Here is a 21,569-nt window from a genome sequence, read left to right on the forward strand (position 1 = left end):
AAGAAAAAAAGTGATTACTATAACTCCTGACTTTTTATCTTAAAGAGCAATTCCTGCGCCCCTTCGCTCCTTACCAGCTCGCCGTAATCATTGGCGTACATAATACATTCTATACGAAGCCGGCCATCCGCCCTCCTCGCTAAATATCCCTGTGCCTTTTCCATCACAATGTCCATTGCAGGCTTAAGCCTTCCGGCAGTCTGCAAGACGGAAACGGCCGACTCCGTGGCCACGCAGCTTAAAATTTCCTTTGCCGCCCCGGCGTCTATACCCGCCGCGATTCCCGCCGCCGCAAGCAGCTCCATCCGGCAGTCTCCTTCCTTGGAATGAGTGTTCATCATTCCTCCTGAAAGCTTGATCAGCTTCCCGATATGCCCGGTCAAAAGCATTTCCTGAAAGCCCGCTTCTGCCGCCATATCGATGGTATCGCCGATAAAATTGCTGCACTTCACACTTTTATCCAAATCATATCCATAGGCCCGCTTCATAAAATCGAGGCCATAGTTACCCGGCGATACCGCTACTGCCTCCGCGCCTGACGCTCTCTTCACACTTAGCTCCGTACGAATGGTATCCAGCAACGCCTTACTGCTCATAGGTTCTACGATTCCTGTGGTTCCAAGGATGGAGATACCTCCCTGAATTCCCAGGCGGGGATTAAAAGTTCTGCCCGCCAAAGCCTCTCCTTCCGGCACCGAAATGATAACGGACAGGCAGCCCTTGAAATCAGCAAGTTCACATACCTGAAGCACTTCCCTCTCTATCATCTCCCGGGGAACATGGTTGATTGCCGCGTTTCCCACCGGCTGATCCAATCCCGGTTTCGTTACCCTTCCGACTCCCATTCCTCCATCGATGAAAATGCGCCCTCTCTTGTCCTTCGCACCGTCAGCTGCTATGGAAACTTCCGCAAATACAAGAGCCCCCGTGGTAATGTCCGGATCGTCCCCTCCATCCTTTCTCACGGCACAGAAAACCCGCGCCTCCTCTCTGGAAATTTCTTCTATGGAAGCCTTATAAACAATTCCCTTTGGAGTGTCGATTGTAATATTCGTTTTTTGCTTGCCGGTCAACAGCATGTAGGCTGCTGCCTTAGCTGCTGCCGCAGCGCAGCTTCCCGTCGTAAAGCCATATCTCATCACTTACCTCACCAATTCGTATAAAATAGCGTTGCAGATGGCTGCTGCTACATTACTTCCACCCTTCCTGCCCCGGTTGACGATATGGGGAACCTCCGTACTCATAATCAGCTCCTTGGCCGGCACCACGTTGACGAAGCCCACCGGAACACCGATGATGAAGTCCGGTATCAGTGTCTTGGTTTCTATCATTTCATACAACCGTACAAGAGCGGTAGGGGCATTTCCTATCGCGAAGATCAGGGGCTTGCCAATCTCTGCCGCCAGCTCCATGCTCACCGCCGCTCTGGTCGTATTGTTTTCCTTCGCCAGCTTCGCAGTTCTCTCCTCGGCCATAAAGCAGTGCGCTTCGCCGCCAAAGCCTTCCAATATCTTTTTATTGATTCCGGCAAGCGCCATATTGGTATCCGTTACGATATGCGCGCCGTTTCGAACCAGCGCCTTCGCTTTGTCTACCGCGTTTGCTGAAAAGGTCATGGTATCCGCATACTCGAAATCGGCACTTGTATGGATCACGCGCTTTATTACCATTTCCTGTTCCTTCTTCAAAAGTATATTTCTATCCTTAAGCTCCCTTGAAATAATCTCAAAGCTTCGCTTCTCTATTTCTTCCGGAAGAACAAATTCCAACTCACTCATCCTTACTCCTTACTCTGTTCTCTTCCTCTATTTTTCGTACCGCATGAAGCAATACTTCATTTTCCTCATGGCTCTTTACCGCCAACCGGTAAAATCCTTTTCTCATTCCCTTGAAGTTGCTGCAGTCACGAATCAGTATCTTATGCTCCAAAAGCTTCTCATATAGGGGCAGAGAAGAATATATAAGCAAATAATCCGCTTCGGAAGGAAATACCATTATTCCTGTTTTCTTAAGTTCAGCCCTCATGTATTCCCGTTCTCTTTTCACAAGTCCCGCTGTCCTTTGCACATACTCCGTTTCCTTGCACGCTTGTATTCCTGCCGCTTGGGCCAATACGGACAGATTCCATTCCGGCAGTTGTTCTCCGATCCGCTCCAGCATGCCCCGATTACTGCAAAACAAATATCCGAGCCTTACGCCCGGCATGGCGAAAATCTTAGTGAATGAGCGGACTACGATTAGATTAGGGTATTCCTCCAATTGTGACTTTAATGACCTTTTGATATCCTCACCCGTAAATTCCAAAAAGCATTCATCCACAACCAGCACTATGTCTTTTTCCAGACATGTTCTTAAAATCTTCTCCAGCAGGCCGCTATTTATCATATTGCCCACAGGATTATTGGGGTTTGCCAAAAAGAGTAAATCCGTTTCCTCCCTCAAAATCTCCAGAAAATCCGGCTGCAAACAAAAACCTGCTTCCTCTTGCATCTCATAAAAAATGATTTCACTTCCTGCCGCTCTCGCCGCATGCTCATAGCCATAAAAGGAAGGCACCGGAATCATGATTTTCTTTGGCTTTATCCCATGTACGATTGCAAGAAACAGCTCCGATGCTCCGTTTCCGCAAAGAATATGCCGCTCATTTACTCCGCTCATCCTTTCAATGGCATCCCTCAGCTCCTGTGCCCGGATATCAGGATACCTTCCGCAGGCTGACAAAGATTCCCGCAGAGCTTCTTCCACCCCCTTTGGCATGCCGAGGGGATTGATATTTACGGAAAAATCAATATTTATTTCCTTTCGATAAATATCTCCTCCATGAATCGCCATATCTCTTTCATCCATTTCCTTTTATTTTTGTCTATCGTGCAAAAAGTGTCTGACTTATCAGGTACAGGGGCTGGTTCACTGCCGCCACAACAGCTTCTTCCGGTTCAGCTTCATACGCATCCCGCTCAGTGTAACTTTTATATATAATAGGCTACAAGCATAAGCAGCAGACAAATGCCCTGACATAAGGCTGCCGATATGTATAGGAGCTTATTCGCCCTCACAATATCCTCGTATTCCACGGCGCGCACCTCATCTCCTATATACGGCTTTTCTATTGTTTTCCCAAAATAGCTGGCATCTCCGGCTATCCTGATTCCCAGCGCTCCGGCGAGGACTGCCTCCGTCTGCGCGGAATTAGGACTGGCATGATTATACCTATCCCTTTTGTAAATCATAAGCGCCCGCCTTTCGTTAAAGTCCTTGCCTGCCAGAAAAGCAGCGGCAATCATCAGTACAGCGCTAATCCTTGCCGGAACATAATTGAACCCATCGTCCAGCTTAGCGGCCGCTCTTCCGAAATGAAGATATTTTTCGTTCTTATATCCAACCATGGAATCCATCGTATTGACCGCCTTGTATAAAAGTCCCAGAACCGGGCCAAAGGCGGCCAGATAAAGCATGGGCGCTATGACTCCGTCGGAAAGGTTCTCCGCCACCGTTTCTATGGCCGCTTTTGCGACTCCCGTTTCATCCAGGATATCCGTATCTCTTCCTACAATCATGGAGACCGCTTTCCTTGCCCCGGGTAAATCTTTTTCCTTAAGCCTCGCGTAAACCTTCATGCTCTCCTGTTTCAAGCACTTCGCAGCAAGGACTTGATAACTCATAATGCTTTCCGTAACAATTCCTAAAACAGGATGCAGCATATAGGCTATGCATAGAATCAAGAAGGAAATGCCCCCTGTCAATGTTAAAACCGTAATTACGAGAATTCTTCCAGCCTTTCGTTCCTCTTCTTGCGTTTTAGCCGTTCCATCCTTTTTCCTGAGCAGCCCTGCTTCCAGCTTAGCGATTAATTTGCCGATGGCCCTAACCGGATGAGGAAGCCAATAGGGATCTCCCAGTATAAGATCCAAAACAAATCCGACGAAAAAGCCTAATATATGGTACAGTATCATCTCCCGCACTTCGTCCTCCTCATAACTTCTGAATGTTCTCTATCCGTAGTTCTCCATCTATGAAAACTTCGAGACAATAGCCTTCTGCATTTTTACATTGGAAGTCGTAATACTCTCCCTTTCCAAACGAACTGAGCACAGCCATAATCGTTCCTCCATGGACGACGGCGGCGGCAGTTTCTGCACATTCTGCTTTCATATATCCGCATAATTTCACAAAACCTTTGCTGCATCTTTCTATGAATTCTTCTCTGCTCTCTCCCTGCGGGCAGGGCAGTACCCCATTGCTGTCCAGCCATTTCCGGTAGCAGGTATCGTTTCTTAATTCTTCATAATTCTTTCCCTCAAAGCTTCCGAAATTTATTTCCCGCCATTCCTCTATTACAATGGCTGGCTCTCTTTCATAAATCAGTTTTGCGGTCTCAAGGCATCGTTTCATCGGGCTGGAAGCAAGAACTTGTGCCGAGGGATATTTCCCCCTCGTTTTTTCTCCCAATATGTGCCTCTTTCCGCCTTCGGTAAGAGCTTCTTCCGTTCTTCCGCCGACATATCTTCCTTCTTCGTTTGCTTTCGTAGCTCCGTGGCGTATCAATAGCAGCCTCATTTAATTTTTTGCCCCAATCCGCTTATAATCCTCTCAACCCTGTCTGCCTTTTCAGCAATATCGCATAGGCATCTGCCAAGCCTCTCCCGGTATTCCCGCTGCGTTTCCTCCATAGGCACGATGCCGCAGCCCACTTCGTTGCTGATAATAATCAGGTCCTTACGCTTTGAGAGTATCTGCTTTATTATTTTTTCCGGCTCTTCTTTTTGCTGAAGCTTCAAGAAGAACCATTCATGAAAGTGGTTTATGATTTCTTTTCCCTGTCCGATATCTGCGAAATCTTCCAACGCTCCATCCACCACACTATCTAACCCACAGCCACTTTTTTTCAACACATAATCCAGCTTCCCCTGGGCATATCCGCCTATATACAATTCCATCCGTCTGCCTCCTATCCGTTACGATTCAGCCTTCGGCTTCCCGGCAGCAATTGATGAACAAAAGTGTGCTTAGCACATTCTCGCAACCGAATACTTCGGCAGCACAGCTTCACACTATAGTGCCCATCCTCTCATCAGTATGCAGCCTATCGAAACAGTTAACATAATAGTACCTTCACAAAGTATCGTAAAATATCCCGAAGTATCTCCTGTGACTCCCCCGAATTCCTTTTTACATTTTTTCCAGTGATAAAAAAGTGTTAGCAGACTCAGCAGAATTGCCGCAGTGCCTATACCTTTCGATAAAAAAAGCATCACTGCGCCGCAAAACACAAGCTGCAAATACAGGAGTATCCTTACCAGCCTTTTCTGTGCACTGCTGGAAAAGGTATACAACAAGCCATCTCTCTTGGCACATGTAAAAGTCACCGCACCGATTCCGCTGAGAATTCGGGAAAGATAAAAGCCTGCTGCCAAAAGTCCTACGGCCTTCATTCCCTCGATTTCCAAATATGCGCCTATATATATAAGATAATATACAAGTAACAGAATGACTGAAAATGCTCCCACATGAGCATCCTTCAATATTGCCAGCTTCTTCTCCCTATCTGCGTAAGAATGAAGTGCATCCATCGTATCCATATAACCGTCCACATGGATTCCTCCGGAAATAACGATTGGAAGGGCCGTTCCGATAAGGACGAAACAGCCTTTGCTCATTCCCAAGGCCTGACAGAGCATGGCCCATAAATAGACCGCACCTCCGATTACCACACCGACCAAAGGGAAAAAAGCAATCATATATTTCATTTCCTTTTCCTTCCATTCAAACTGGGGAACCGGAATGACAGAAAACATAGAAAAAGCAATTCCCATAGCTTTTATTAAAAACATATCATTTCACCTCTACGGGTATTCCCGCAACTACCTCTGTCACCTCGTCCGCAATCTCTGCCAGCCTGCAATTAATCCGTCCCAGCGTCTCTATATACCGCATGGTCCCTTCGTCATAGCGCTTTCCGTCCTCAAATACGTTGTTGGTCACAATGACCAGATGCTTTGTCCTCTTTGCAAGCCTCCGTACTCCGTCCATCACACGTGCTTCTGCTTGTAAGCCTTCCGGCAGCCCGGTTCCCGCATTTATAAACATTTCATTTGCAGTCAGATTGGACATACATTCGAGCAGTACCGACGCACGCCCTTCTACTGCATATGCTGCTTCCCCAACGTTTAACGGCTGCTCTATTGTGATAAAGCCCTTTCCCTCTCTCAGTGTACGGTGTCTCTCCACTTTCTTTTTGCCTTCTCCGTCATATATTTGCATAGTCGCCAGATAGTAGAGCGGCTCTGACTCCCTTAATGATAGTATTTTCTTCTCCGCATAGGCAGATTTTCCACTGCCGCTGCCACCGGATATGACAATTATCATTTTCCAACTCCCTTTTCTCATTATAAAATCTCCGGCTTGTCCGAATGAATTAGTCTGCTCGGATTCATAGGCTTACCTGAATTAATCAAAACGTACATATTGCTGTACACTGATATCCTGAAACCCTGTCCTGTTCGCATAAACGGATAGGGCAATATCCAAAAGCGAAAACATCATTACTGCGCCGGTTCCCTCACCCAGTGCCATTTTTCCGTCGATAACCGGATGCAGTCCCAGCTCCTCCATAATTCTTCCGGCGGCAGGTTCCCTGCTTACATGGGAAGGAATAATAAATTCTTTTATGCCGGGTACCAGCCGCTGTGCGGCCAGCGCTGCCGCCGCACTGATAGAGCCGTCCATCACTATCGGCACACGGTACAGCCCTCCGCCGATAAATATGCCGGTGAGCCCCGCGATATCCAAGCCCCCGACTGCTGCCAGTATGCTCAGAACGTCCGTCATTTGAAACCGGTATTTTTCCAAAGCACTGTTGATCACCTCATACTTACGGCTTAATCCCTCATTGCTCAGCCCCGCTCCCCTTCCTGCAATATCCTCCGCCCGGCATCCCAAAAGTGCTGCCGTCACCGCAGCGCTGGTGGTAGTATTTCCGATACCCATTTCGCCGGTGGCTAGAAGAGCATATCCTTTTCTCTTACAGTCCTTTACCAGCTCCATTCCTACCACAACAGCCCGCAGTGTCTCTTCTTTTGTCATGGCAGGCTCTTTTAAAAAGTTTCTTGTTCCGCAGGAGATTTTCCTATCTACAATACCAGCCCCGCTTATCTTGGAATTGATTCCTATATCCACTGCTATCACATCCGCTCCGGCTGCCTTTGCCATCCTGCACACGCTGCTTTCGCCTCTCCCCATGCTCTCGGCGACCCGAGCCGTTACTTCCTGGCCGGTCTGGCTGATTCCTTCCTCAACGATTCCGTTATCCGCACATAGAACAATAACCGCTTTTGATGAGATATCGATTCGGGTATCGCCCGCAATTGCTCCTATGCGGGCAATCATCGTTTCGAACTGCCCCAGACCGTCAAGCGGCTTTGCAATACCATCCCAGATTTCCTTGATCTTTCTTTCGATTTCCACATCCGGCCCGTCAACTTTCAGGCACTTTAATTCTTTTTCCGTCACCTGTTCGCCCTCTTATGCTTTACTCCCAATAAATCATAAATGTAATCCATATCCAAGTATTCCCGGAGTACCTTCGCCAGCTTATCATACTGCGTCTCCCTGAACGCTTCATGATCCATGGGCGTTCCGCTGTCATAAGCGATTCCTTTTTTCTCTGCCAGACCTTTTACGATTGCAGGCGCGATTTCTCCATGATCAAAAATCCCATGTACGTAAGTGCCGTATACATTGTTTTGAAAAGCGCCGTCCGCCTTGTCTCTGCCGTCTTTTTTATCCGTAAGGAGGCTGAGCACAGAAACTTCCGGTCCCCCGCGGCTTACACCCATATGTATTTCATAGCCTTCTATTGTCATACCGGAAAGTATGGAAAGTTCCCCTCCCACATGATAGAAGCTTCCCGTTACCTGCTTTCTTATTTTGTCTTTCTCTATTACGGTATCTATCGGAAGCAGCTCCATTCCTCTTATATTTCCCCCTTCCTCCACGAAAAAAGGATCGGAAATGCTCTTCCCTAACATCTGATATCCGCCGCAGATACCGAATACGATGCAGCTTTCGGACAGCTTTTTAATTGCCGCTTCCAAACCGCTCTGACGCATCCAGTTTAAATCTCCCATCGTATTCTTACTTCCGGGAAGCACAATCATATCGGGCTTACCAAGCTCTGTGACGCTTCTCACATATCTTACGGAAACATCCTCTAACTGCTCGAATCTGTCGAAATCCGTAAAGTTGGAAATTCTCGGAAACCGGATAACCGCTATATCTATCAAAGCTTTTTCCTTTTTCTCGAAGCGGGTGGTCAGACTGTCTTCATCCTCAATAGAAATATCCATATAAGGAACAACTCCCACCACCGGTTTTCCGCCTTTTTCCTCCAACATGCTTATACCCGGATCGAGTATTGTTTTATCACCTCTGAACTTGTTAATGATCAGTCCCTTTACTCTCTCCTGCTCTTCCTTTTCCAAAAGCATCAGGGTTCCGAGAAGCTGTGCGAAGACCCCGCCTCTATCGATGTCCCCTACTAATAATACGGGGGCATCTACCAGCTTCGCCAATCCCATATTTACAATATCGTTTTCCTTTAGATTTATTTCCGCCGGACTGCCGGCACCTTCAATTACGATAATTTCTGCAGTTTCTTGCAGTTTATCATAAGCCGCTTTTATAACCGGAATAAGCTGCTTTTTATAGGCGAAATAATCTCTTGCATTCATATTTCCAAAGACTTCCCCATTTACGATTACCTGAGAGCCGATATCGTTAGTCGGTTTAAGAAGGATGGGATTCATAAGCACGGAAGGTTCCAGACCGGCGGCCTGCGCCTGCATGACCTGTGCCCGTCCCATTTCCAGCCCCTCCTTCGTAATATAAGAATTCAAAGCCATATTTTGTGATTTAAAAGGTGCCGCAATAAAACCATCCTGCTTGAATATCCGGCACAGGCCTGCAACGACCAGGCTTTTCCCTGCATTAGACATAGTTCCTTGTATCATGATAGATTTGGACATAAAAAAGCCTCCTTACCACAAATGGGTAAGGAGGCAGAAAAGACATAGTAAGACCATCCCTTATCTATTCCAGACCAATTACTCGTGGCTGTACTATACTTCATTCAAGGCAGGTCTCCTGACTCAAAGATCATCGTATACGGCAGCCTTCCCAATTGCTATCAGTGGCTGTTTGCCGTAACTCCCTTTTCACAGTGACGAGTTCGTACAGGATTTTCACCTGTTTCCCTTTTCATCGAAATGAGCCTCCGCTCTTTCGACACCTTAAATGGATGAAGTTTTGTTCACGAGTATCATAATACTATAGATAAAATGTTTTTACCAGTATTTTTCTAAAAATCGTCATTTATACGTGTTTCTGTTCACTCCGTTCTCAGTAACTTATACGTTACTGTTCAGCCCTCCATATCGTAAATCTTCCGATAGAACGGTCCAGCGCATCCGCTTCCTTCTTCAATAATTCCACATCCTCTGTCAGACCGGACACGATCCCGACCTGTTCATCTAACGTTGCGGTCACTTCTTCGGTCGCTGCTGCAGATTGCTCCGACACCACAGAAATGCTATGAATGGATTTCTGTATCTGTTTCTTTTCCTCAGCGATTTTCTGTATGCTGTCCGCAACAGTTTTAAGCCCTCTCACAAGGTTCTCCACACAGCGGTCAATCTCCCCGAAGATCTGTATGGTCTCTTCCAAGGAAGCAGCCTGTGCGAAAATAATCCGCTCTGCTTCTTTGGCCGATCCGGTCGTCCTTCTTGTGGTCTCTCCGATGTTCTCCACGATATTCTTGATGCTCTTGCCTGCCTGCATAGATTCATCCGCGAGCTTACGGATTTCCTCTGCCACCACCGCAAAGCCCCTGCCGTTCTCGCCTGCCCTCGCAGCTTCGATGGAAGCGTTCAGAGACAGAAGGTTGGTCTGTCTGGCGATATTGTTAATCGTATCGATAAAGCCCTCAATCTCCGTGGAACGTTCCTCCACATCCTTAATATTGTCTACTAACACCTTAGTGATTGATACCGTTGTCTCCGACTTCTCATTTAGTTCATGGACAATGACACGTCCCTGTTCCACCACAGCCGCGGCCCGGTCTACGGTATGGGCCATCTCGTTTGTCCCTTCACACACACCGTCAATCTTCACTGCAAAGTCCGCCATCTTATGGTTGCTTGTATCCGCTTCCTTCGCCTGGATCTGCACCCCTTTTGCCACTTCCTCTACCGCTGCCGATATTTCCTTGACGGACGCGTGAATGGTCTCCGATTTCATCGCAGTCCCTTCTGCCATTTCCTTTACTTTATTTCCAAACTTCTGCATATCCTTCATAAGCGTACGCATACTTTCCAGCATATCGTTCAAGCCGCTGGCAAGAAGGGCAAATTCATCCCCCCGGTCTGTCTTGAATTCCTGTGTCAGGTCACCCCCTGCCACCTCATGCAGTCCCTTGGTAATGACCTTCACAGACTTGCTCATTCCTGCTGCAATCTTACTTCCTATGACAAATGCGATCACAGATGCAAGAAGTACCATCACGATACATAAACTGCGGATGGAATTGACTTCCTTTACAATGTTGTTCTGGGGAATCAGACCGCATAACAAAATTCCCGTATTTCCTACCGGAGCGTGTACGTACAAATACGTATCTCCGTTGTATTTCACATAATTGCCGCCCGCATCCTTTACTTCCAGACTCTTTTTATAGAAATCCTTATCCGCAAATACTGCCTCCGCGCCCTCCGGCAAGAGCACTTCCGCACTCCCCTCTCCCTGCTGCAGGCGTACAATCTCCCTTCCGTCCGGAGAAATCAGTGCCTTTATACTATTTTCACCGAAATCCATCTCATCTAACATTTTGTAGATTGTTTCCGTAGTGATATCCAGCACGAGATACGTATCCGCCTTTGAAAATTTCTGAAAGAATGCCAGGCCATACCACTTTCCCGATATGTCTAAACGCTGGTCTAAAAAAGAATGGTAACCGAACCATCCATTCCTCCGCGTTTCATTCTCCTTAAAATACCTGCCTTCCGGAGACTCCATAAAGCCTTCGTAGACATTATCTCCCATGCTTCCCGTCAGGGAAGTAAGATAAGTCCCATTTTCCGGAATGACCGAACAGCAATACATATAATCTACGCTAACCTGCATTTGGAGAAGGCTTTTCTTCGCATTTGACAAGTACTCTGCTGCTTTTTTTTCCTTATAATATTTTTCATAATATGAGGACAGTCCATCTCCGACGACCATCTCCAGCGCCTTTGAAGATACGCTGCCTGTTAATAAGTCGCAGTACATGCTCATGGCTGATACCGTACTTACAGAAGAATTTTCTACCTTTTCCTTTATGACATTCGATGCCGTTTTATAGGACACAAGGCCTAATATGATAATCAGTACGATAGGCACAAGAAATGCCTTTAATAAAGTCCCCATGATACCTGCATTTGTTATCTTCTTCCACTTTCCGTTCTTTCCGGCTTGCTTTAACACCGTTTTTTTCCTTCTCTTCATGACATTTCTCCTATCGTGAATCAGCGTTTTCACTGCGCAGAATAACTTCCCTATTTCCGCCTGCACCAATGTGAACCTTTATAAGTTCTCATACGGCTCGATAATTTTTCTGTATATTGCAGGAAAGATGCTGCCGCATACCGCAAGCTGGGTCACCGCAAAGCATCCGAGCAAAGGGAATACTATGGATACCGGAAAAAACAGCCACAGCATTCCCCACAGGAACAAAACGCTCAAAAGTGCACAAAATCCAGATTTCCACTCACATACCATTAAAATCAATGCATTTTTTATGATATGGCGGCTCGACAAATCAAACGCCGCCAATAGCATAAAACAAAAGTTACCAAAAAGCACCGCCAACGCCAGACATACAAGAGCGACCGTCCTAACAAAAAAAGTCTGCTCCCCATTCTGAAATCCACCTGATATCAAGAGAAGATAACTGCCATAGAAGAGCAAAAGCAAAGAAGGGATTCCTATCGGAATGCTTTTTATAAGCTGTGAACGGAATTCCCGGAAAAAATCCATAAATTCAAAGCCATATCCGTCCTTATACATTTTTATCAGATATCGATTGAGCCCGCACAAAGCTGCCGGGATCGTAATGATAGGTATAGAACATAATACAAAAAAAAGGTTTACAAGAAAAAGCTTCCCTGAATAATTCCAGATGAAGTAAAGCACTCTTTTAAAGCCTGTTTTTGGAGTTTCTTTTACATTTTCCCTGTTATTTCCAAGATACCAATCCGTAATACTTTTACTAATCTGCATTTTGCACCCATACCCTTTCATAACCTTAATTCTTCATTCCCGTCAATACGATACCTTCCACAAAGCTCTTCTGTCCCAAAATATAAATAACGATACCCGGTGCAATTGTCATACAGGTTGCCGCCATCGCGAGATTCCACTTTGTCCCGAAAGAGCCGGTAAAATTGGTGAGTCCAATGGCAAAGGTCATCTTTTCCATATCGTTAATATAAATCATCTGCTGAAGCAAATCGTTCCAAATTTGAATAAATAACATCATTCCCACCACAACAATTGCCGGTTTTATCGATGGTACCAAAATCGTCCATAAGGTGCGCATCCTCGATGCACCGTCAATCGCTGCCGCCTCGTCCAGTTCCCTCGGTATGGTCATCAAGAACTGGCGGATAAGAAAAATATTGAAGAAGCCACCGCCGGTCAAATAAGGAAGAATCAACGGCCAATAGGTTCCCCCCAAGCCGAGTCCCTGCGTCCAGAATACATACAGGGGAATAAGCGTTACCATTCCCGGAAGCAGGATGGTTCCTACACAAAGATTAAATATCAGCTTTTTACCTTTAAAACGAAGTCTCGCGAACGCATATCCGCAGAAAACCGCCGTAATGGTTCCTGCGCTTACCGCCGGAATGATTATAGTAAAGGTATTCTTAAAATATTTCCAGTAAAGAAAACTCTTCAGTGCATCCGTATAATTCGACCACTTCCATTCATGAGGTATGAAAGAGGGGGGATAAGCATAGAGCGTTCCGTTGCTCATCAAAGACGAGCGGAATATCCACCAAAGCGGTAACAGCACCAACGCTGAAAGGATAATTACGACAAGCAATACGATTCTGTTTACGATTTGTTCCTTTTTCTTTCTGCTTCTTATCGATTTTCCTGCCATCCTATTCGTCCTCCTCTCCAAAAAGTGCTGTTTTCTGCGTCGCGAACAATATAATCGTAAAAATTCCTACAAGAACAAAGAAGATTGCTGCATAAGCTGCCGCATATCCCATTTTCTTTTTTACAAACGCATACATATAGATAACATAGGACATGAACATTGAGGCATTCTGAGGTCCTCCGTCCGTTAGCGCTAACGACGGTGTAACTACCTGGAGATTTGTAATCAGCGCTGTCAGCAGATTGTAGAAAATAATCGGAGAAATGCTGGGAACCGTTACATTCCAAAAACGCTGCCATGCATTGGCTCCGTCAATTTGCGAAGCTTCTATGTACACTCTCGGGACATTTTGAAGTCCCGCAAGAAAGATGACAATTAAATTGCCGCTGCACCATATGGCTATCAGTGCCAGCGACGGGAGCACTTGACCGGGACTGTTCAAATATTGCTGGGGCGGAAGACCCAGCATGCGGTTCACGAAATTGAATAGACCATAATTCACTTCATACAGCCATTTCCACCCCGTAAATATACCGATAGCGGGCAGTAAATAAGGAATGAAGAAAATGGAACGCCATAGTGTCCTTCCTATAATCTTCATATTAAGAAAGATAGCGATTACAAGAGAATATAGAATGGAACCGACTACCGTAAGCAAGGCAAAAATAACCGTCGCTTTCAACGAATCGAAAAAATACACATCCTTCGTAAAAATACGTATAAAGTTACCCAGTCCTACGAATTCAGGATCCTTTACGCCGTTCCACTTGAACAGGCTAAGTATAAATACCGCTATCGTCGGCAAATAACTGATGAGAGTCAATCCAAGAAACGCCGGAATAAGGCAAAGATAAGCAGTCCTTGCCTCGTTTCGGCCAGCCCGCGATCTTTTGCTCTTCTCGGCTCCATATTTTTTATTCATTTAAGCACCTATCCTTCCATCCCTGCATTTCTTTCGTTATCACCCGCCGCATATTACGCGGCGGGCAGACAGTTCTGCTATTCATTATATTCCGTAAAGATTTCATTTAATTCTTCCGCGTATTCATCCAATGCTTCCTGCGCGGTCTGATCTCCGGTCCATACGTAGGATAACGCCATAGTAAGCGTGCTGTTGAATTCCTCTGTTCCATTTACATAATACCACGCGGTAGACTGTGAATTATCTCTCGCATAATCTACAACTGCTGATTGGTACATATCGTGCTCGGGGAAATTCTCATTATTAATCCATTTATCGGTAAGTGCCTGATCCGTATACCAGGATTCCAAAATAGGCATCCATGTCCCTGCTTCGATTAATGACCATGAATTCTCTTCCTGATAATACCATTTCAACCATGTCATAGCTTCTTGCGGGTGTTCTGTCTGAGAAAATACTACATTCGGTCCGCCTGTGCATATAGTCACTTTATTTTGGAAATAAGGAAGAACGCCTACGCCATACTCAAACTGTGCATCCGGGCCGAGGAAGGTTCCTACGTTCCACGCTCCGTCCGTAGACATAACCACTTTTTCTGTTCCGAGTGAAGTATTCAAAGAATTTGAGGCGTCGCTGACTTCAGGTGCGCAATGATATTTTAAGGATAAATCAGCAATTGCCTGAATTGCATCTGCTGTTTCTTTGGAATTAATGGTACATTCCGTACCGTCTGCGTTAAAATATCCGCCGCCGTTTGACAATGCCCATACTTCCATCTGCCATGCCAGCGTATTGATATTGCATCCGTAGATTTCAACGTTCTGAGGATCAAAAGCGGGATCCAGTGCATTTTTCCCATTGATATCCAGCGTCAGTGTCTGTGCAATCTTTACGAAGGTATTCCAGTCCCAAGCCGCATCTGCGGAAGCAGGCGGTGTAAACTCTGCCGGATCGAGATTCTGCTTCTCACATACTTCCTTGAGCAAATCGATGTTATACCACATATTTAAAACTTCGTTCGCTGCAGAATAAGCTACCGGCGTGCCCTTGAAGGTAAAGGTAAGGGACTCTAACGGCTTCGCATCTCCTTCGCCGTACATGTCACTTATGTCGTAGAGCAATCCATTTTCCGCAAAATCCAAAACGCCTGCTTCGCTCATAATACCGGTATCCGGCAATTCCCCTGCCGTAGCCATAGCATTCAGCTTCGTAACGTAATTGTCGTGATCAATCTTCAATACTTCTACATAAATTTCATCCTGCTCCGAATTGAATTTATCTGCCACTGCCTGAGTAGCCGCTGTTTCCGTGTCATTTCCCCACTGCGCATAGGTAATATGTACTTTGCTACCGTCGTCAGCCTTTTCCGCCTTGGGGGCCTCGGCTTTGTCCGTCTCCGCCGCTTCTGTCTGCGTCGCACTCTCCTGGGTTACTGCGTTTGTCGTTTCCTGGCTGCTTCCGCAGCCTGCCAGCATTGTTCCTGCCAAAATCAGGGACATCGCCAAACTTACTAGTTGCTTTCTCTTCATAGTTTCCTCTCCTTTAATAATTTGATTTTTATTCCACGGCATTCGTTATTGAATACCGGCATAAACACCCCATTTTGACCTAAAATTTTACTTTCTGCCACACCAGCATCTCTCCGCTGCCTCGATTATTCCATAAGCAGTACGGAACTGCTTGAAGTTTTGTTTCCCTTAACTCAAACCCCGGTTCACCATACAGTCCGTCACTTGGAATTCTTTTATTTTCCAGACGGCTCCCCTCATACTCCAGCACCGGTATATCCCCAACCAGCCCCTCCGCCGGCTCTTTCGGTTCAATCGGTTTGTGTATTTCCACGAACACTCCGGCAAGGTTTCTTCCATTTTCCTTTTCTTCCAAACAGTACACCAAAGGTCCCTTTACCAAGGCTACCTTTCCGCAGTCCTCGCGAACATTATCGCTGGCCGCCACCCATTTGGCATCTATTCCGAAATAAACCGCAAGTTCATGCTTTCCGGCTTCTCCCGCCCCGACAATCATATATCCGGCTTCTTTCTCCGGCTCTATCAAATCTCCATCCAAAATCATCTTTACGCTCTTCGCATATTCAGGAACTCTTATCTTTATCCGAAGTTCTTTTGTCCCTTCGTTCTCATAGCCGATTCTGACAACACCGTTTTGCAGCAGCTTGGACCCCATCTTCACATGTAAGCTGCCATCTTTTAAAGCGACCTTGGCCTCTGACGAAATAAACTGATGAATAAACAATGTATTTCCTTCCCTGGCGTAAATATATTGTCCCAAAGATGCCAGCGTTCGAGCCACATTGGTCGGACAGCAAGCCACAGAAAACCATTTCTGCCTATTCGCCTTCACGTGGTCCATATAGGTGCGCTTCGTACAAAATTCCGGCACTACCTCCAAAGGATTCACATAAAAATAACGGTTGCCTTCTATATTGATTCCCGCAAGAACCGTATTATAGAGCGCTTTCTCGACAATATCGTAATACCTGGCATCCCCCGTCACCGCCGTCATCCTCTGTCCAAACATCATAAGCCCTATGGAAGCACAGGTCTCCGAGTAGTTCGTCCGATTGGGCAAATCGTAATCCACCGTAAATCTTTCCAATAAGCCGCTGGAACCGACACCCCCGGTAATGTACATCCGCTTCTGCGTAACGTTATTCCAAATAGCCTTGCAGGCTTCTAAAAGATCTTTGTCCTGCCGCTCTCCGGCCAAATCTGCCATCGCGCTGCACATATACATGGCACGGACCGCATGCCCTTCTGCCGTTTTTTGCTTTACCGGACGCATATGAGCCTGGGAATATGACAAGTCATAATTATCGAATTCCGGAAAGAACTCATATCTGCCTCGCTGCCTGATCTCCCCCAGGAAATAACTCGGTTCCTTTCCCCTCTCATCAATAAAGTAATACGCACAATCTAAATATCTCTTATCTCCGGTAACTTTATAGAGTTTTATCAACCCCAGTTCCACTTCCTGATGCCCCGGATAGCCGTGTATCTGTCCTTCCTCTTGGCCGAAGACCCGGCAAATAAGGTCTGCGTTCTTTCTGGCAATATTAAGAAGGTGATCCTTCCCGGTTGCTTCATAATACGCTGTTGCGGCCTCCATCAAATGTCCTGCGGTATATAGTTCATGACCCTCTACCTGATTACTCCATTTCTTTTCAGGAGCCATAATCGTAAAATATGTATTCAAATATCCATCCGGCTCCTGCGCCCTGCCTACCAGTTCAATTATCTCATCTGCCTGACGCTCAAAAGCCTTGCCGGTTCCGTTATCGATGCAATAGGCCACTGCCTCCAGCCACTTATATAAATCCGTATCCTGAAAAACGACACCTCTGCGTTCTCCCTCCATCTCTCCGGCCGCTATCTTAAAATTAGCGATGCAATAGGTTGGCATAGCCTCCTTCTGACGGTCATTCAACACTTCCCACTGATATTCTAGAATCTTATCCGCCACCTGCTTCGTATAGCTGCCAAATAACGAATCCGTAATCTTAATATTATTCAACTTTATTTTTTCCAATCATCTCCCAGCCTTTCTGTTATATTTTTCTACTTTTTTATTTCATTTTTACTTTTTTACTCTATTTTCTTTCTTGCTTTTCCACTTTTATTTTTTGTTAAACGTTTACTATAAAAAAATAAAACATATACAATTTCTCTGAAAACATGCATTATATTTGTTTTTATTTTTTTGTTAAACGTTTACCTTATCATTGGTTTATTCTAACACTCACATTATTATTTGTAAATACTGTTTGTTATTTTTGTTAAATATATAACATTTTGCTTTCTCCTTTTTGTATAAATTGAACATCTAACTTCTTTGCTCCGCTTTTCAACTTGTAAAACGTTTATCCTGCATATATAATATAAACAAATGTATTTATCGAGGTGGAAATTTTATGGCAAATATGAAAGACATTGCAGACAAGGCGAATGTTTCTATTGCTACCGTTTCCAAGGTCTTAAACGGAATCGGCGGAATAAGCAGCGAGACGACGGAGCTGGTGCTTTCCATTGCGGACGAATTGAATTACCGTCCGAATCTTTATGCACGGAATTTAAAAAAAGGCCAGAGCCATTCCCTTGGCATCATATCGGAGGATATTACCGTCTTCAATACGCCGCCTATCATAGATGGAATAGGTGCTTGCTGCGAAGAACGGAACTATCATTATCTGCTGGAAAATCTCCGTCTCCACAAGCTGAGTATCGATCCTGTCATTCACGCCGCCAAGTATAATCAACTGACTGATGAGGCCATTGATCTGATGCTTTCCATGCAGGTAGATGGAATCATTTATTTGAGCTGCCACAGTCATAAAGTTCTTGCACATCCCTTGAACCAAAACATTCCTTTTGTCTGTGCCTATTGCAGCAGTCCAAGCCTTTCTATCCCTTCCCTGCTTTACAATGACAGAAAGGCAGCTTATGAAGCTACCGGTCTGCTCGTCCGCCAGGGACATGCACGTATTGGCTGCGTAACAGGTTCCTCTGACAGTATTCACATGAGAAACCGCCTGACCGGATATCAGGAGGCACTTTTTGAAAATGATATTCCTTATAATCCTCATTTGACCATACAAGGCGATTGGCACAGAGACAGCGGATACCAAGCGGCCGAAAAGCTGCTGAAACAGAATGTTACTGCGATTTTCTGCCACAATGATATAATGGCAATGGGAATTATCGATTATTGTACGAAACAGGGCGTCGAAATCGGCCGAGATCTGGCTCTTATCGGTTTCGATAACCTGGAAATCAGTACGGTATGCCGCCCGACGCTTTCTACCGTGGAGCTTCCGCTTTTCGACATTGGCCACGCTTCTGCCCGCATCTTGATTGACAAGATCGAAGGCACAAAAGAGCCTGCGATAGGAGAGATATATTTGGATTGCCAGATTATCGAGAGAGAGTCGACACAGCTCTACCGGAAAAAATAGCCGAACAAAATGTGCTTCGAATCGTGATTTTCATGGGTAGATATGCAGCAGCTTATCAATAAGATAAGCTGCTTTTTATTTTGTCTATTACAATACTGGTACTATATAATTGGAAATATGTACCTGTCAGGAATCATTGACACAAATGGTCTAACGTGGTAGACTTATTTTGGTTTAATGAATTAGACTAAGGAGGTATTGTATGGAAAAGTCAAAAGTATTTGAAAGTGAGTATCGATTTTGTCTGCTGCTGTGGGAGTATGAGCCGATAAAAAGCACTGAACTGGTAAAGCTATGTGAAGAGCGGTTGGGATGGAAGAAAGCGACAACTTATACCGTAATAAGAAGGTTGAGCGATCGCGGGATTGTAAAGAGCGAAAATGCCGTTGTTACAAGTGTTGTATCGAAAAGTGACGTTCAAGCCGCAGAAATTGATGAGCTGGTAGAAAAGACATTTGAGGGTTCCATACCGGCATTTATTGCAGCATTTACAAAGAGAAAGAAATTATCAGAAAAAGAAGTCAGCGAGCTTCGTCAAATGCTCGATTCATATGGAGAGGAATAAGTATGGAGATATTATTTCTAAAATTGTTAAATATGAGTATTTCTGCCAGCTGGATGATTCTTGCGGTTATCGTATTGCGGGGAGTCTTATATAGAGCACCGAAATCCATGCGCCGACTTCTTTGGCTTTTGGTTGGAATTCGATTAATTTGTCCATTTTCCATAGAAAGCGCAGTAAGTCTTATTCCGAATACAGAAGCAGTCCAGGCGGAAAGAATCTATTTTTCCGATGCGCCGGTGACTGATACGGAAAGTGCAATTATTGAAGCAGCAGATAGTTCCATTATAACAGATACGGCAGCTGCGGCACCGGGAGCCAGCATGAATCCATTTCAGATAGTAATCTTTATGGCGGCTGCTGCCTGGATTATCGGAATGCTTATAATGTTCTTGTATACTGTTGTAAGCTGGATGAGCTTAAGAAGAAGGGTATGTACAGCAATCCATTTAAGAGATAACATCTGGCAAAGTGAATTGGTTGATTCTCCTTTTATTTTAGGATTGTTTCATCCGCATATATATATTCCTTCCTATCTGGATAATGAGCAGCTTTCTTACGTAATTGCACATGAAAACTCTCATATAAGGCATTGCGATCACTGGATTAAGCCCGTTGGGTTTTTATTGCTTGGAATATATTGGTTCAATCCTTTCATTTGGCTTGCATATATATTGCTTTGCCGGGATATAGAATTCGCTTGTGATGAACGTGTAATCAAAGAGATGAATCCTTCAGAGAAAAAGGCCTATTCCAGCACGCTTCTTTCCTGCAGCATAACAAGAAAATCAATTGCTGCATGTCCGCTGGCATTTGGTGAAAATAGTATAAAAGCAAGAATTAAATTAGTACTGAGCTATAAAAAGCCAACGCTTTGGATAATGCTTGCAGCTGTTATTTCGTGTATTGTAGTTGGAGTATGCTTTTTAACGAATCCAAGGGAATCAAAGGAACCCCAGAATAATAGCCTGAATACACCAGACTCCGCAACAGAAAGCTCAGGCACGGACGATGCGGGAACAGATGATTTAGGTACGGATGGTTCGGGCACAGAGGGCTTAGATACGAATGAGTCGGACACAGCGGGATTAAACGCGGATGATTCGGATAAAGAGGAAATGAATGGAGCAAAGCAATTTGTGGAAGCTTGGGGAAGCGCGTTCTGCCATAGAGACGGAAATTATATTGCTGAGCATATATCGGATGATGTGCAGTCTGAGCTTAGCAAGGATTTGCTGGTTGTTGGAGAGGGATATTATTCATTTGGTTTTTCAAGCCCGTGGCCGATGTTTACGGAAAATGATTATCATATTGAATCCCTGGATGAAGACAAAGCAGAGATCATCTACTATGCATGGACATCTGAACCTCATGTGACTGTTTGGAGAGAAACTATAAAATATACGATAGAAGACGGCGTCTATACAGTTATCGATGAAGAACTGTTATATCTGGATCATATTCATACAGCAAAAGAGTTTACTTTAGCAAACCCGGAAGGTGTTATCACGAGGATGATGGATTATCAGTATAATGGAGCCGGAGAGGTATTGAATCAGAATGCATTATCTTCGGAAATGCCGGCATATACAGAATTGTTTGAACCTGACAGAGCTGCTATCCGTCTTCTGAATCTTTTAGATGATCCGGATAAAGTAAAGGTAACGGCGGATACAAATGCGGAGAATACAGTATCACAGGTTGTAATTTATTTTAAAGAGGACGGCACAAATGTGGAAATAACAATGATAAAGCCGTTTGGCAAAGATGGTATATGGGTTCCGAAGACAAGGTCGAATGATAAAGAGGCAAGTGAATATATTACTGATATAGAAGATTAGCAAAGGAACAAACTGCATCATAAATACAAAAATCACTTCATAACGGTCAAAAAGAGGGCTATCGCCAAGCTAACTAT

19 protein-coding genes and 1 riboswitch are annotated in these 21,569 nt (G+C 45.0%); of the genes, 3 read left to right on the plus strand and 16 right to left on the minus strand.

Features of this window, described 5'->3' with window-relative positions; all coding sequences use genetic code 11:
• Nucleotides 1–17: 17 nt before the first annotated feature.
• The 16 genes from cbiD to CC90_RS0110375 form a co-directional block, all read right to left on the minus strand.
• On the minus strand, nucleotides 18–1,139 hold the full coding sequence (gene cbiD, locus CC90_RS0110300) for a cobalt-precorrin-5B (C(1))-methyltransferase CbiD (protein WP_031390687.1): 1,122 nt from the start codon (nucleotides 1,137–1,139) through the stop codon (nucleotides 18–20).
• A 3-nt stretch (nucleotides 1,140–1,142) separates the two neighbouring features.
• On the minus strand, nucleotides 1,143–1,778 hold the full coding sequence (locus CC90_RS0110305) for a precorrin-8X methylmutase (RefSeq protein WP_031390688.1): 636 nt from the start codon (nucleotides 1,776–1,778) through the stop codon (nucleotides 1,143–1,145).
• Nucleotides 1,771–2,832, minus strand: coding sequence for a pyridoxal phosphate-dependent aminotransferase (locus tag CC90_RS0110310; RefSeq protein ID WP_051869384.1), 1,062 nt, complete (start codon nucleotides 2,830–2,832; stop codon nucleotides 1,771–1,773). The genes CC90_RS0110305 and CC90_RS0110310 overlap by 8 nt, the downstream gene beginning before the upstream one ends.
• 137 nt (nucleotides 2,833–2,969) lie before the next feature.
• The gene (gene cbiB / locus CC90_RS0110315) at nucleotides 2,970–3,953 is read right to left on the minus strand and encodes an adenosylcobinamide-phosphate synthase CbiB (RefSeq protein ID WP_031390690.1); all 984 of its coding nucleotides are present in this window, start codon (nucleotides 3,951–3,953) and stop codon (nucleotides 2,970–2,972) included.
• Nucleotides 3,954–3,972: 19 nt separating this feature from the next.
• On the minus strand, nucleotides 3,973–4,557 hold the full coding sequence (locus tag CC90_RS0110320; RefSeq protein WP_031390691.1) for a histidine phosphatase family protein: 585 nt from the start codon (nucleotides 4,555–4,557) through the stop codon (nucleotides 3,973–3,975).
• Entirely contained in the window at nucleotides 4,554–4,937 is a 384-nt protein-coding gene (locus tag CC90_RS0110325; protein ID WP_031390692.1) for a bifunctional adenosylcobinamide kinase/adenosylcobinamide-phosphate guanylyltransferase, read from the minus strand. The genes CC90_RS0110320 and CC90_RS0110325 overlap by 4 nt, the downstream gene beginning before the upstream one ends.
• 114 nt (nucleotides 4,938–5,051) lie before the next feature.
• Nucleotides 5,052–5,831, minus strand: a complete 780-nt coding sequence (locus tag CC90_RS0110330; protein WP_031390693.1) for an adenosylcobinamide-GDP ribazoletransferase — start codon at nucleotides 5,829–5,831, stop codon at nucleotides 5,052–5,054.
• A 1-nt stretch (nucleotide 5,832) separates the two neighbouring features.
• Complete coding sequence (locus CC90_RS0110335) at nucleotides 5,833–6,366, minus strand: bifunctional adenosylcobinamide kinase/adenosylcobinamide-phosphate guanylyltransferase (protein ID WP_031390694.1); 534 nt, start codon at nucleotides 6,364–6,366, stop codon at nucleotides 5,833–5,835.
• A gap of 81 nt (nucleotides 6,367–6,447) precedes the next feature.
• Nucleotides 6,448–7,509 (minus strand): nicotinate-nucleotide--dimethylbenzimidazole phosphoribosyltransferase, encoded by a 1,062-nt coding sequence (gene cobT, locus CC90_RS0110340; RefSeq protein ID WP_031390695.1) that lies wholly within the window; start codon nucleotides 7,507–7,509, stop codon nucleotides 6,448–6,450.
• Nucleotides 7,506–9,023, minus strand: coding sequence for a cobyric acid synthase (locus CC90_RS0110345; RefSeq protein ID WP_031390696.1), 1,518 nt, complete (start codon nucleotides 9,021–9,023; stop codon nucleotides 7,506–7,508). The genes cobT and CC90_RS0110345 overlap by 4 nt, the downstream gene beginning before the upstream one ends.
• 91 nt (nucleotides 9,024–9,114) lie before the next feature.
• A riboswitch (cobalamin riboswitch) is annotated at nucleotides 9,115–9,305 on the minus strand.
• Between the two features lie 106 nt (nucleotides 9,306–9,411).
• The gene (locus CC90_RS0110350; RefSeq protein ID WP_031390697.1) at nucleotides 9,412–11,538 is read right to left on the minus strand and encodes a methyl-accepting chemotaxis protein; all 2,127 of its coding nucleotides are present in this window, start codon (nucleotides 11,536–11,538) and stop codon (nucleotides 9,412–9,414) included.
• 78 nt (nucleotides 11,539–11,616) lie between these two features.
• Nucleotides 11,617–12,312 carry a DUF624 domain-containing protein gene (locus CC90_RS0110355; RefSeq protein ID WP_157837546.1) on the minus strand — a complete coding sequence of 232 codons (696 nt, stop codon included), beginning with the start codon at nucleotides 12,310–12,312 and terminating at the stop codon, nucleotides 11,617–11,619.
• Nucleotides 12,313–12,337: 25 nt separating this feature from the next.
• Nucleotides 12,338–13,198, minus strand: coding sequence for a carbohydrate ABC transporter permease (locus tag CC90_RS0110360; protein WP_031390699.1), 861 nt, complete (start codon nucleotides 13,196–13,198; stop codon nucleotides 12,338–12,340).
• 1 nt (nucleotide 13,199) lies between these two features.
• Nucleotides 13,200–14,120: a carbohydrate ABC transporter permease gene (locus CC90_RS0110365; RefSeq protein ID WP_031390700.1), complete on the minus strand. Its 921-nt coding sequence runs from the start codon at nucleotides 14,118–14,120 to the stop codon at nucleotides 13,200–13,202.
• Nucleotides 14,121–14,197: 77 nt separating this feature from the next.
• Nucleotides 14,198–15,649: an ABC transporter substrate-binding protein gene (locus tag CC90_RS0110370; protein ID WP_031390701.1), complete on the minus strand. Its 1,452-nt coding sequence runs from the start codon at nucleotides 15,647–15,649 to the stop codon at nucleotides 14,198–14,200.
• Between the two features lie 79 nt (nucleotides 15,650–15,728).
• The gene (locus CC90_RS0110375) at nucleotides 15,729–17,666 is read right to left on the minus strand and encodes a glycoside hydrolase family 127 protein (protein ID WP_031390702.1); all 1,938 of its coding nucleotides are present in this window, start codon (nucleotides 17,664–17,666) and stop codon (nucleotides 15,729–15,731) included.
• A 382-nt stretch (nucleotides 17,667–18,048) separates the two neighbouring features.
• Here CC90_RS0110375 and CC90_RS0110380 point away from each other — a divergent pair, with 382 nt between their 5' ends.
• From CC90_RS0110380 to CC90_RS23090, 3 genes are all read left to right on the plus strand, one after another.
• The gene (locus CC90_RS0110380; protein ID WP_031390703.1) at nucleotides 18,049–19,089 is read left to right on the plus strand and encodes a LacI family DNA-binding transcriptional regulator; all 1,041 of its coding nucleotides are present in this window, start codon (nucleotides 18,049–18,051) and stop codon (nucleotides 19,087–19,089) included.
• 202 nt (nucleotides 19,090–19,291) lie between these two features.
• A complete protein-coding gene (locus CC90_RS0110385; RefSeq protein ID WP_031390704.1) occupies nucleotides 19,292–19,654 on the plus strand; it encodes a BlaI/MecI/CopY family transcriptional regulator in 363 nt (120 codons plus the stop codon).
• A 2-nt stretch (nucleotides 19,655–19,656) separates the two neighbouring features.
• Nucleotides 19,657–21,492 (plus strand): M56 family metallopeptidase, encoded by a 1,836-nt coding sequence (locus CC90_RS23090; RefSeq protein WP_051869385.1) that lies wholly within the window; start codon nucleotides 19,657–19,659, stop codon nucleotides 21,490–21,492.
• Nucleotides 21,493–21,569 lie beyond the last annotated feature (77 nt).

Origin of the sequence: Kineothrix alysoides, from assembly GCF_000732725.1 — a bacterium.
Taxonomy (GTDB): Bacteria; Bacillota; Clostridia; order Lachnospirales; family Lachnospiraceae; genus Kineothrix; species Kineothrix alysoides.

Excerpts from the sequence above, each read along its gene's own strand:
- CC90_RS0110360 (WP_031390699.1), bottom strand. The coding sequence starts at position 13,198 with ATGGCAGGAAAATCGATAAGAAGCAGAAAGAAAAAGGAACAAATCGTA.
- CC90_RS0110345 (WP_031390696.1), bottom strand. The coding sequence starts at position 9,023 with ATGTCCAAATCTATCATGATACAAGGAACTATGTCTAATGCAGGGAAA.
- CC90_RS0110380 (WP_031390703.1), top strand. The coding sequence starts at position 18,049 with ATGGCAAATATGAAAGACATTGCAGACAAGGCGAATGTTTCTATTGCT.
- CC90_RS0110355 (WP_157837546.1), bottom strand. The coding sequence starts at position 12,312 with ATGCAGATTAGTAAAAGTATTACGGATTGGTATCTTGGAAATAACAGG.
- CC90_RS0110310 (WP_051869384.1), bottom strand. The coding sequence starts at position 2,832 with ATGGCGATTCATGGAGGAGATATTTATCGAAAGGAAATAAATATTGAT.
- CC90_RS23090 (WP_051869385.1), top strand. The coding sequence starts at position 19,657 with ATGGAGATATTATTTCTAAAATTGTTAAATATGAGTATTTCTGCCAGC.
- CC90_RS0110385 (WP_031390704.1), top strand. The coding sequence starts at position 19,292 with ATGGAAAAGTCAAAAGTATTTGAAAGTGAGTATCGATTTTGTCTGCTG.
- CC90_RS0110365 (WP_031390700.1), bottom strand. The coding sequence starts at position 14,120 with ATGAATAAAAAATATGGAGCCGAGAAGAGCAAAAGATCGCGGGCTGGC.
- CC90_RS0110320 (WP_031390691.1), bottom strand. The coding sequence starts at position 4,557 with ATGAGGCTGCTATTGATACGCCACGGAGCTACGAAAGCAAACGAAGAA.
- CC90_RS0110350 (WP_031390697.1), bottom strand. The coding sequence starts at position 11,538 with ATGAAGAGAAGGAAAAAAACGGTGTTAAAGCAAGCCGGAAAGAACGGA.
- CC90_RS0110305 (WP_031390688.1), bottom strand. The coding sequence starts at position 1,778 with ATGAGTGAGTTGGAATTTGTTCTTCCGGAAGAAATAGAGAAGCGAAGC.
- cbiB (WP_031390690.1), bottom strand. The coding sequence starts at position 3,953 with ATGATACTGTACCATATATTAGGCTTTTTCGTCGGATTTGTTTTGGAT.
- CC90_RS0110325 (WP_031390692.1), bottom strand. The coding sequence starts at position 4,937 with ATGGAATTGTATATAGGCGGATATGCCCAGGGGAAGCTGGATTATGTG.
- CC90_RS0110335 (WP_031390694.1), bottom strand. The coding sequence starts at position 6,366 with ATGATAATTGTCATATCCGGTGGCAGCGGCAGTGGAAAATCTGCCTAT.
- cbiD (WP_031390687.1), bottom strand. The coding sequence starts at position 1,139 with ATGAGATATGGCTTTACGACGGGAAGCTGCGCTGCGGCAGCAGCTAAG.
- CC90_RS0110330 (WP_031390693.1), bottom strand. The coding sequence starts at position 5,831 with ATGTTTTTAATAAAAGCTATGGGAATTGCTTTTTCTATGTTTTCTGTC.
- CC90_RS0110370 (WP_031390701.1), bottom strand. The coding sequence starts at position 15,649 with ATGAAGAGAAAGCAACTAGTAAGTTTGGCGATGTCCCTGATTTTGGCA.